This window comes from Mesorhizobium sp. M0047 (assembly GCF_040323315.1).
In the GTDB taxonomy this organism is placed as follows: Bacteria; Pseudomonadota; Alphaproteobacteria; order Rhizobiales; family Rhizobiaceae; genus Mesorhizobium.
Genome location: NZ_JAMYUW010000017.1, coordinates 81683 through 92500, shown reverse-complemented (window position 1 = coordinate 92500; position 10818 = coordinate 81683). Strand labels below are relative to the sequence as shown.

7 protein-coding genes are annotated in these 10818 nt (G+C 62.5%); 2 read left to right on the top strand and 5 right to left on the bottom strand.

Going from position 1 to position 10818, the window contains the following annotated elements:
* Positions 1 to 367 precede the first annotated feature (367 nt).
* Positions 368 to 2335: a M23 family metallopeptidase gene (locus tag NKJ89_RS18195; protein ID WP_352604442.1), complete on the top strand. Its 1968-nt coding sequence runs from the start codon at positions 368 to 370 to the stop codon at positions 2333 to 2335.
* Between the two features lie 27 nt (positions 2336 to 2362).
* Here NKJ89_RS18195 and NKJ89_RS18190 read toward each other — a convergent pair whose 3' ends face one another.
* Positions 2363 to 3922: an MFS transporter gene (locus NKJ89_RS18190; protein ID WP_352604440.1), complete on the bottom strand. Its 1560-nt coding sequence runs from the start codon at positions 3920 to 3922 to the stop codon at positions 2363 to 2365.
* Between the two features lie 151 nt (positions 3923 to 4073).
* On the opposite strand from NKJ89_RS18190, the gene NKJ89_RS18185 reads away from it, so the two are divergent.
* Positions 4074 to 4655 carry a TMEM175 family protein gene (locus NKJ89_RS18185; RefSeq protein ID WP_352604438.1) on the top strand — a complete coding sequence of 194 codons (582 nt, stop codon included), beginning with the start codon at positions 4074 to 4076 and terminating at the stop codon, positions 4653 to 4655.
* A gap of 23 nt (positions 4656 to 4678) precedes the next feature.
* Here NKJ89_RS18185 and NKJ89_RS18180 read toward each other — a convergent pair whose 3' ends face one another.
* The 4 genes from NKJ89_RS18180 to NKJ89_RS18165 all read right to left on the bottom strand — a co-directional run bounded on the left by NKJ89_RS18180 (position 4679) and on the right by NKJ89_RS18165 (position 10610).
* Positions 4679 to 6199, bottom strand: a complete 1521-nt coding sequence (locus tag NKJ89_RS18180) for a L,D-transpeptidase family protein (RefSeq protein ID WP_352604512.1) — start codon at positions 6197 to 6199, stop codon at positions 4679 to 4681.
* A 150-nt stretch (positions 6200 to 6349) separates the two neighbouring features.
* Positions 6350 to 6715, bottom strand: coding sequence for an MmcQ/YjbR family DNA-binding protein (locus NKJ89_RS18175; protein ID WP_023757172.1), 366 nt, complete (start codon positions 6713 to 6715; stop codon positions 6350 to 6352).
* A 119-nt stretch (positions 6716 to 6834) separates the two neighbouring features.
* A complete protein-coding gene (gene clpB / locus NKJ89_RS18170; protein WP_352604436.1) occupies positions 6835 to 9441 on the bottom strand; it encodes an ATP-dependent chaperone ClpB in 2607 nt (868 codons plus the stop codon).
* 221 nt (positions 9442 to 9662) lie between these two features.
* The gene (locus NKJ89_RS18165; RefSeq protein ID WP_352604434.1) at positions 9663 to 10610 is read right to left on the bottom strand and encodes a DUF4167 domain-containing protein; all 948 of its coding nucleotides are present in this window, start codon (positions 10608 to 10610) and stop codon (positions 9663 to 9665) included.
* Positions 10611 to 10818 lie beyond the last annotated feature (208 nt).

Genomic DNA, 10818 nt, shown 5'->3' with positions numbered 1-10818 from the left:
TTGCGACAGAAATCTCGGGCTCGGTCTGTTGGTAGCCGACTGCCCCAGGGGAACGTGGACCGTACGGGTTGGACACCCGCGAAAGAGCCCTATTGCCGCCGCATTGCCGTTCGACACCAAACCCGACGAAAGCGGCGCCGCGCGATGGAGCGGCGCCTCTTTTGAGGGCCTCATAGAGGAGCGCGCGGCGAGCCTTGCAGGGAAGGTACACCGCCCCTTCCGATAGAGCGCTCTATAAGAGAAGTGCTTGGGGGGAATTCGGTCGGAGCCTGGCGCTTCGTTGACTTCACCTGCCATGACAGGCAAATGTCACGGCCACAACAAAAGCGACAAGCCGTTCCGCCCGGGGAAGAAGCAGCCTTTCTGGATGCCAGACACGGAAGATGTCATAGCCGAACTCGGCAACGAGCCGCCGCTTATCGCGGACGGCCGCAGCGGCCCGCCCGATCGGCGCGAGGTTTCTGCACGCTGGCTGTCGGGAACCTTTCTCACCGGCGTGACCTCAAGCGTACTGATGGGCGTCGCGCTGTTCGCCGCCCTTGACGGCCGCCAGCAACTGGCCACCCCGCCCGAGATCGCCGAGTTGATCAATCTTGCCGGTAACGGCGATTCCGGCGAAGTCGCCAAGACGACAAGGCTGGTGGCGCCGCGTCAGATCGCCAAGGCCAAGGACCGTCGCCGCATGGAAGTGTCGATGGTGACCAAGGTCGGCGACCGCGACGTCATCCACACCATGCCTTTCGTGCAGATCAAGATGGCGCTTGGCGCGGGCCACACCACCAGCCGCGCCTACCCGCCCTTCGATCCGATGCAGGTGTTCGGCGACGACAGCGACGACAGTGCTCAGCCCGCGACAGCCTCGGCCGCCTCTGGCCAGATCTACGGCGCCAAGGTCGAAAGCGAGATGAGCCTGAAGACCGTCGATTTTCCGATCGAGACGGCTTCCTTCGACGAAAAGAGCGACCTGTCCGCCGACGAGGTGGAAAAGGTCGTGCGCGAAGCCGGCACCGACCTCAGCGACGGCGCCGTGCAGGTCGCTTCACTTCACTATGTCGACCCGCAGCGGTTCGGCGAAGCCTTTGCCGAGAGCATGGCAGGCTCCTATGACGTCAAGATCGTGCCGGAGAACGTCTCGGTGGCACCGCGCGCCGCCGCCGACGACCAGGCGCCGGCTTTCGCCGAGGAGATCATCCCCTTCACCAAGGATCTCGACGTCACTGAGGCTTTTGCTGATTCGGGCTACACGGGCGAAGACGCCACCGGCATGGCCGAAGCCATCGCCAAGCTGTTGAACGCAACAGCGCTCAAGGCCGGAACCGTGCTGCGTGTCGGGCTTGAGGTTCGCGGCGATGCCGCCAAGGTCGTGCGCACCAGCGTCTACGACAGGACACAGCACATCGTCACCATCGCGCTCGACGATCGCGGCCAGTATGTGCCGGCGCAGGAACCCGATCCGAATCCCGAATTGCTGACGGCCTTCGATGATTCGTCGGCTCCGGTGGTGGTGCGCGGCAACTTGCCCAACATTTATGACGGCATCTACCGCACCGCCTATTCCTACGGCATGTCCAAGGCGATGACCAAGCAGCTGATCAAGCTGCTGGCGTCTGGCGTCGACTTCCAGTCCCGGCTCAACCCCGCCGACCGCATCGAAGTGCTGTTTTCGCAGCCCGATGGCGACGACCAGACCTCGGACAGCTCCGAGCTTCTCTACGTCTCGGCGACGTTCGGCGGCCAGACGCGCAACTTCTACCGTTTCCAGATGCAGGACGGCAGCACCGACTATTTCGACGAGAACGGATCGAGCGCCGAGCAGTTCCTGCTGCGCAACCCGCTGCCCAATGGTAGATTTACCTCCGGATTTGGTGCCCGCAAACATCCGATCCTCGGCTATGTCCGCATGCACACCGGCACAGATTGGGCCGCTCCCATCGGATCGCCGATCATCGCCGCTGGCAATGGTGTCGTCGAGAAGGCGGGCTGGGCCGGCGGCTATGGCAAGCAGATCATCCTGCGCCATGCCAACGGCTACGAGACGTCATACAATCACCAGAGCGCCTTTGCCAAAGGCATCGAACCCGGCGTACGCGTGCGCCAGGGCCAGATCATTGGTTATCTCGGCCAGACCGGTCTCTCCACCGGTCCGCACCTCCACTACGAGCTGATCGTCAACGGCACCAAAGTCGATTCGATGCGCGTCCGGCTGCCGGTCGGCAAGGTGTTGAAGGGCGACGACCTCGTCGCCTTCAAGCGCGAGCGCGAGCGCATCGACGATCTGCTGAAGCAGGAAGACAGTGATTCGCTGAAGGTTGCGAGTGCCAAGATCGACGGTTGATCCGTCGGTCCAACCTTGCTGAATTTCTCAGCCTTGCGGATTTTCTGCACCCCGTGGCCATGGCAGCGGTTGCCCGGAAATGGTCGTCCAGGCGATGACGGCCGAAAGCAGGCAAAGCAGCGCCGTCACCGCAGAGACGGCGGCAAACGCGGCGTCGCTCGCGGCGAGCCTTGCCGCATCGACGGCGGGCGCAAGGCCAACCGTCGCCGGCTCGCCAAAGCCAGGCACGCCGGGCGTTGCATTGCCATCCAGCGCGTGCGCGTAGACCCAAGCGGCAAGCGAGCCCATCGCCGCCACCGCGATCAGACCGCCGATTCGCGAGACGGCATTGTTGATGCCGGAGGCCGCACCCGTATCCTTGTCTTCAACCGCCGTCATGATCGCGGTCGACAATGGCGATACGACCAGCGCCATGCCGAGCCCCATCAGCGCCATCAGCGGAAATGTCCCCGTCCAGAAATTATGAATGCCGGCATGGGCGAGCAAGGCAAGTCCGGCGAAGGCGAAAGCCACGACAAGGCTGCCGCAGGCGATCGGAAACCGCGGGCCGATCCGGTCCGACAGCTGGCCGACCGGTCCCGACAGGATTGCGATCAATGCCGACAGCGGCAAGAAAATGAAGCCGACCTCGGCCGTACTCAGGCCCCAGCCGGCGATCAGCAACATCGGCAGATAGAAAAGATTGGCCGACAGCGCGAAATAGAGGAAAAACGTCGCCATATTGGCGCCGGCGAAGGCGCCGACGCGAAACAGCGACAGATCGATCATCGGCTCGCGCTGTCGAAGTTCGAAAAAGATGAAAACGACAAGCAGTCCGGCGCCGGCGGCAATGCTCGGCCCCGACATGTGGCTCTCGTCGCTGGCGCTCATCGAGATCAGCCCATAGGCGAGCGCGCCGAACGCCAATGTCGCGAGCGCGGCGCCGGCGAGGTCCAGGCTGCGCTTCTCCGTCGGCATATCGGCTGGAACCTTGGCCAGCAGAAGATAGATCGAGATCAAGCCGAGCGGCAGGTTGATGGCGAAGATCGCCCGCCAGATGCCGTCGCCGAAAGCCGACAGCACGAAGCCGCCGAAAACCGGGCCAAGTGCCGTGGTCAGTGCCGAGGCCGCTGCCCAGACGCCGATGGCGCGGCCGCGCTCCTTCTTCGGATAGGCCTTTGCAATGATGGCGAGGCTGCCCGGCACCATGATCGCAGCACCAATGCCTTGCACGGCGCGAAATGCGATCAGCACAATTGCATTCGGCGCCAGCGCACAGGCAAGCGAAGCGGCAATGAACAGCGCAATGCCCGCCACGAAGGCGCGGCGCAGCCCGAATCGGTCACCGGCGGCACCCCCGGCAAGGATCAGCGCCGACAGCGTCAACGCATAAGCATTAGAAATCCACTGCGCTTGCGCCAGGCTGGCGCCGAGGTTGACGCGGATCGCCGGCATGGCGATCGCAAGGATCGAACCGTCGATGAAGCCGAGCGCCGAGGCCAGGATTGCCGCGATCAGCACAAATCGCCGCTGCGCTTGCGGGCAGAAGGTTCCATTCGTGACCGGACTGGTCAGGGGGACGGCGGCGGCGGCACTTGGTGAATGCATGGAACCTTGCTTAGACTTCGGGTGTAATGGCAACAACCGGCCAGCGGCTTACTGTCGTTGAAACCAGCCACATTGCCGGGATTGCGCCTGCTCTGACGCAAACGGCGGCAGCCATGTTAGGTTTCCTGCAAATTGCAACGGGGATAAATCGATGAAGCGGCCACTTGAAGCATCGGCGGAGGGACGTGGCCGCATCGTCGGCATCACCGACGGGGTGTTCGCAATCGCACTCACCCTGATCGTCCTCGAAATCAGGGTGCCGGCGCACGAGGCGATCCATTCAGAAGGCGAACTCCTTGCCGCGATCGTAGCACTGGCGCCACGCTTCCTGACCTACGCCTTGAGTTTCCTGACGCTGACCATCTTCTGGTTCGGCCAGCAGGCACAGCATGGCCTGATCGCCAGATCCGACCGACGGCTTGCGACGTTGAACCTCTGCTTTCTCGCCTTCATCGCCCTGCTGCCGTTCTCGACCGACCTTCTGGCTGACTTCCTCGAGTTCAGAATCGCCGTGCTGGTCTACTGGCTCAATCTGCTGATGCTCGGCGTCACCTCTTCGCGAGCTGGCGCTATGCGGAGAAAAACGGCTTCCTGGCAGAGGGTGTCGACGCGGAAACGAAACGCACGGTCTATCTGCGCATCATCAAGGCGCAAATCCTGTGGGCGATCGGCGCCGTATTGTCATTCGTCAATGCCTTGCTCGGCATCGGCTTCATCCTGGTCGTGCAGCTGATCTATGCCGCCGCACTTCGGAGTTCACTGCTGCGCAAAATCATCGGCTGAAGGTCCGCCGACAAACTCAACCGTCACACCCGGCGAAACCAGTTTGGCCAGCTCACGCGCATCCCAGTTGGTCAGGCGCACGCAGCCATGGCTTTCAGTCTTGCCGATCTTCGAGGGGTCGGGTGTGCCATGAATGCCGTAGGTCGGCTTGTCCAGCGCGATCCAAACCGAGCCGACGGGACCGTTCGGGCCTGGCGGAATGGTCAGGATCTTGTTGTTTTGACCCTGCTTGAAATTGATGCTGGGATTGTAGGTGTAGTTCGGATCGAGCGCGACGCGCGATACCGCATGCGTCCCGGACGGTGACGGCGTATCCGATGAGCCGATAGTGGCGGGATAGGCCGCCACCAGCTTGCCGCCGGCATCATAGGCGAAAACCTCTTTCTTGTCCTTGTCGGCGACGATGCGCGCCACCGGAGTCGAGACCAACCTGCCGAAATTGGCGACTTTAATGATCGTGCCGGGGCGATTGAAGTTGACGTCCGGATTGAGCGCCTTGAGATAATTCTCGTCCATGTGGAAGCGCTCCGCCAGCGCTTCGGTCACAGACGTATAGCCCATGCGATCGAGCTGCGCCTTTTGGCTGTAGTCTTCCGGGATCGAGGCGACATACGGGCCGGCCGCATCCTCCGGCGTGATTGTGTAGTTGGCGAAAGCGTCGCCGCCGGATTGCGCCAGTGCTGACTGGATGCCGACAGCATCGGTCGATCGCAGATTGCTACTGGTGATCTGGTTGTAGGCGGCGAGTGCCTTGTCGACATTCGAACCGAATCGCCCGTCGATGACGCCAGGCGAAGCGCCACCCCGGTCGAGCAGCACCTGCAGCGCTGCGACGTCCTCGCGCGCTCCTAGCGAAAGCGACGGCTCGATGGTCTTGCCGCCGATCTTCGGCGGCAGTGCCGCCTGATCCTCGGGCATGGTCTGTTCGGTCGGTGCCGCAGGCTGACCAGTATCTATCGAGGCCTCGTCCAATGGCTGACGCGTTATGATTTGCGGCTCTGCCGGCTGGGGTGCATCGGGAAAATTGTTGTCGTAGCTGCCATCGTCCTGCGGTGCCGGCGGATAGACTTCCACGGAATTGTCACCGTTAGGATCGTATTCGTCGGCCGGCGGCGGGATGACCCGGCCTTCCTCTTCCAGTTGCTTGCGGCGGAACCGCGCCATATCTTCCGGATTGTCGAGATAATAGCGATCATTGTCATCGGGAACGCGGCCCAGTTCGCGCAACCGTGTCTCGCGACGCAGCGCGCGGCGATCGAGTCGCGACTTCGGCGGCTGAATGGCGATGACCTTGCCGGTTTCGGCGTCAACGATGACGCGATTGCCCCTGGCGTCATAGTAGATGTCCAGATTGCCGTCCTGTGCGAGCAGGATGGCACCGTCGTTGATGGCGCGGACAATCGGTGGTGCGCTGTCCTGCGTCGGGGCAGCGACGGCATTGGCAGACAAGAACCCGCCGGCAAGTGCCGAGAGGGTGAAGATCGTGCGCAGCATGGTGGCGAAGCTCTCCGGTCCGTAATTGCCGCCGCCCGGCAGTGTCCCTGTAAGGCGAACCCCTTCGCCAGCAAACCAGTCAATCACCATATGGTTCCAATATGAACCGGGCATGAAGATGGCGGTTTCCGGCGCATCGGCGAATATTATCTAGCTTGCGGCAAGACCCAATTCCTTGCGCGCCTGCTTGGTCAGCTTCAGGGCGACAAGACGATAGCTCTCGCGCAGATAGTCCTTCAGCGCACTATCATCCATGCTGTGGCTTGTCTGACGCTGGATCCATGTCATGCCGCGCGACGCAAGATAGGGCGCGGGCCGCAGACCCGGCTGCTCCTTGAGCACATCATAGGCGATATCGGAGCATTTGAAGGTCACGAAGAGTTGGCCACCCTGGCCCCAGCCGCCGATCGCAAAGACCTTGGCTCCGACCTTCCAGACATGGGCACCGCCCCACTGGACGACATGGGTCGTCGACGGCAATGAAGCGCAGAAGTCGTTATAGTCGTCCAGCGTCATCAGTGCTCTCAGGTTTTTAGGTGTATGTCGCCCAAAAGTGGCGCCAGTTTTGGGAGAATGACATGCATATGTCAAAGACCTAAGACGCCGCGCGGCCAGAATGGCCGCGCGGCGTTGGATTAGGCTGCCGCTTCCGCCGCGACGATCGTCGGCTTCGAGCGGAAGTTCAGCCGGTCGGAACCGGCTGTCACCTTGACGGTCGAGCCGTCGAGGATGTCGCCAAGCAGGACCTTCTCCGCCAGAGGATCCTGCAACTCCTTCTGCATCACGCGCTTCAGCGGCCGCGCGCCATAGGCCGGGTCGTAACCCTTGGCTGCCAGCCAGTCGATCGCCTCCTGATCCAGCGACAGCGTGATCTTGCGGTCGACAAGCAGGCTCTCCAGCCGCTTGAGCTGGATCTCGACGATGCGGCCCATATCCTGCCGGCGCAGCCGGTGGAACAGGATCACCTCGTCGACGCGGTTGAGGAACTCCGGCCGGAACGATGCCCTGACGACATTCATCACCTCGTCGCGAACCACATCGACATCCTGGTCCTCGCCGAGATTGACGAGATATTCAGCACCGAGGTTCGAGGTCATGATGATCAGCGTGTTGCGGAAGTCGACGGTACGGCCCTGGCCATCGGTCAGGCGGCCGTCGTCGAGCACCTGCAACAGGACGTTGAAGACATCGGGATGTGCCTTTTCAATCTCGTCGAACAGCACGACCTGATAGGGCCGCCGCCGCACCGCTTCGGTCAGCGCGCCACCTTCCTCATAGCCGACATAGCCGGGAGGCGCGCCGATCAGCCGGGCAACCGAGTGCTTCTCCATGAACTCCGACATGTCGATCCGCACCATCGCGCTTTCGTCGTCGAACAGGAAGTTCGCCAGCGCCTTGGTCAGTTCGGTCTTGCCGACACCCGTCGGTCCGAGGAACATGAACGAGCCGATCGGCCGGTTCGGATCCTGCAGGCCCGCACGCGCCCGACGCACGGCCTTCGAGACGGACTGCACCGCTTCGCCCTGGCCGACGACGCGCTTGCCGATCTCGTCTTCCATGCGCAGCAGCTTGTCGCGCTCGCCCTGCAGCATCTTGTCGACCGGAATGCCGGTCCAGCGCGAGACGATATGAGCGACGTGGTCGGGGGTGACCACCTCTTCGACCATGCCGACCTTGCCGTCCTGGGCCTCGGCCTGCTTCAGCTTCTTTTCCAGTTCCGGGATCTTGCCATAGGCTAGCTCGCCGGCGCGCTGGAACTCACCCTTGCGCTGGGCAATGGCAAGGTCGTTGCGCGCCTCGTCGAGCTGCTTCTTGAGGTCAGCGGCGAGCCCGAGCTTCTGCTTCTCGGCTTGCCACTTGGCGGTGATCTCGGTCGATTCCTCTTCGAGGCCGACGAGTTCCTTTTCCAGGCGGGCGAGTCGGTCCTTCGAGGCATCGTCCGTCTCGACCTTCAGCGCTTCGCGCTCGATCTTGAGCTGCATGATGCGGCGATCGATCTCGTCCAGTGCTTCGGGCTTGGAATCGACCTGCATGCGCAGTCGCGATGCGGCCTCGTCGACGAGGTCGATCGCCTTGTCCGGCAGAAAGCGGTCGGCGATGTAGCGGTTGGACAGCGTCGCCGCCGCCACCAGCGCCGAATCCGAGATACGCACCTTGTGGTGCTGTTCGTATTTTTCCTTCAGGCCGCGCAGGATCGAAACGGTGTCTTCCACCGTCGGCTCGTCGACGAACACCGGCTGGAAGCGGCGGGCAAGGGCTGCATCTTTCTCGACATGCTTGCGGTACTCGTCGAGCGTGGTGGCGCCGACACAGTGCAGTTCACCGCGCGCAAGCGCGGGCTTCAACAAGTTCGAAGCATCCATGGCGCCATCCGCCTTTCCGGCACCGACCAGCGTGTGCATCTCGTCGATGAACAGGATGATGTTGCCGCTGGCCGAGGTGACTTCGGAGAGCACGGCCTTCAGCCGCTCCTCGAACTCGCCGCGGTATTTGGCGCCGGCAATCAGCGCGCCCATGTCGAGCGCCATCAATTGCTTGTCCTTCAGCGATTCCGGCACGTCGCCATTGACGATGCGCAGCGCCAGGCCTTCGGCGATCGCCGTCTTGCCGACGCCCGGTTCACCGATCAGCACCGGATTGTTCTTGGTGCGGCGCGACAGCACCTGGATGGTGCGTCGGATCTCGTCGTCACGGCCAATCACCGGATCGAGCTTGCCGGCACGCCCATCCGCGGTCAGGTCGCGCGCATATTTCTTCAGCGCGTCGTAGCCCTGTTCGGCACTCGCTGAATCGGCGGTGCGGCCCTTGCGGACGTCGTTGATGACCTGGTTGAGCGCCTGCGCGGTGACGCTGGCCTTGGCCAGGATGTCGGCGGTCTTGGCCGATTTCTCCATGGCGAGCGCCTGCAGCAGCCGCTCGACGGTGACAAAACTGTCGCCGGCCTTCTTGGCCAGTTCCTCGGCGGTCGAGAACACTTTTGCCAGCGGCTGCGCCAGATAGAGCTGACCGTTGCCGCCCTCGACCTTGGGCATCGCCTCGAGCGCCGTCTCGACGCCAAGCTTGACGTCGCGGACGTTGCCGCCGGCGCGCTCGATCAGTGATGCGGCCAGGCCCTCGTCATCGTCGACGAGCACCTTCAGGATGTGTTCAGGCGTGAACTGCTGGTGGTTGCGGGAGAGCGCCATGGTCTGCGCGGACTGGATGAAGCCGCGCACGCGCTCGGAGTATTTCTCAAGGTTCATATCTGTCTCCTTCCATCACCGGCCCGCTTTGCGGCACCGGATCAGATTGCGGTGACGAATCCGCCCATTCGAGCCGGATCCTGTTCAGCCGAGATATGGTGCATAGGCCATGCTCTCTCAAGACGCCTTGATGTCGGTCAATGCATAATATTCCATCGCGGCACAAAACAAAAACGGCGGAGATTTCTCCCCGCCGCTCAATGTATTGAAATGTCGTTCGATCAGTTGTCGATGTCGACAATGGCCGGTTCAGCGTTGCCGCTGTCGGCCGGGGCCGCAGTCACCTCGCCACCTTCGGCTCTGTCGCCACCGCCATCGACCTGATTGGCGTTGACGCGCGGACGGCGCGGACGCCTCGGGCGACGGGCAGCACCGCTTTCGGCGGCCGCCTCATTGAGCTCGGCCCGGGCGGCAAGATCCGCCGGCGAAAGGTTCTCGAACAACGGAGCGGGTTCGGCCGCCGCAACGGACTCGGTCGGCGAAGCGGGTTCGGCCTGAACCGGAGCCTCGTTGCTCCGGGGCTGACCACCTTGCTCGGCGGACGATGAATAATCCCGCTGGCCGTAACCGCCATTGGGGCGACGATCGCGATGGCGTGCGCCACTGTTGTCGCGGCCACCACTGTTGCGCCCGCTATTGTCGCGCCCGCTATTATCACGCCCGCTATTGTCACGATTGTCGCGGCCACCTTCCCGGTTGAGTGCAACCTCGGCCGGCATGCCTTCGATGACCGGCTGCGGGCCGGCGCCATGGTTGATCACCGGCACTTGGGCATCGGAAACGGTATTGGTGTTGTTGCTGGCATTGTCGAAATCGTCGCGATCCTCGTCGCCGTCATCGTCGAAATCATCGCGATTCTGCTGCGTGTTCTGGATCGGCATCTGCGCCTGCGCGGCCGCGATGATGCGATTGTAATGTTCGGCGTGCTGGAGATAATTCTCCGCCATGACCCGATCGCCGGAGCTTTGCGCGTCGCGGGCAAGGGTGGCGTATTTTTCGGCGATCTGCTGAGCCGAACCGCGGATCTTGACGTCCGGGCCATTGCTCTCGTAGTTGCGCGTCAGGGGGTTCGGCCCCTTGCGGTTGTTGTTGTTATTGTTGTTATTGTTGCTGCCGCCGCCATTGTTGTTGCGACCGCGCATGCGCCTGTTCTGCTGTTGTGGCCTCATCAAACTCTCTTCATCTTGAAATTTTCGAAAACTCTTCACGAACGGAGGCGCTCATGCAGCCAGCCGCTTCGTCTCTTCACCGGCGTTCGCCCGCATCAATTGCGTTGGCGCCACGTGCCATCCTGTTCCGGTTACATCACTTGCCGGACGATTCCCGCACGAAGCTTGGGCATCGTTTGCGCAAGAAGGCAGCTATTTCCAAGGAAAA

What these genes read in the sequence shown, in the direction of transcription:
- clpB (WP_352604436.1), bottom strand. Translation starts at nt 9,441, where the DNA reads ATGAACCTTGAGAAATACTCCGAGCGCGTGCGCGGCTTCATCCAGTCC.
- NKJ89_RS18165 (WP_352604434.1), bottom strand. Translation starts at nt 10,610, where the DNA reads ATGAGGCCACAACAGCAGAACAGGCGCATGCGCGGTCGCAACAACAAT.
- NKJ89_RS18185 (WP_352604438.1), top strand. Translation starts at nt 4,074, where the DNA reads ATGAAGCGGCCACTTGAAGCATCGGCGGAGGGACGTGGCCGCATCGTC.
- NKJ89_RS18175 (WP_023757172.1), bottom strand. Translation starts at nt 6,715, where the DNA reads ATGACGCTGGACGACTATAACGACTTCTGCGCTTCATTGCCGTCGACG.
- NKJ89_RS18190 (WP_352604440.1), bottom strand. Translation starts at nt 3,922, where the DNA reads ATGCATTCACCAAGTGCCGCCGCCGCCGTCCCCCTGACCAGTCCGGTC.
- NKJ89_RS18180 (WP_352604512.1), bottom strand. Translation starts at nt 6,199, where the DNA reads ATGCTGCGCACGATCTTCACCCTCTCGGCACTTGCCGGCGGGTTCTTG.
- NKJ89_RS18195 (WP_352604442.1), top strand. Translation starts at nt 368, where the DNA reads ATGCCAGACACGGAAGATGTCATAGCCGAACTCGGCAACGAGCCGCCG.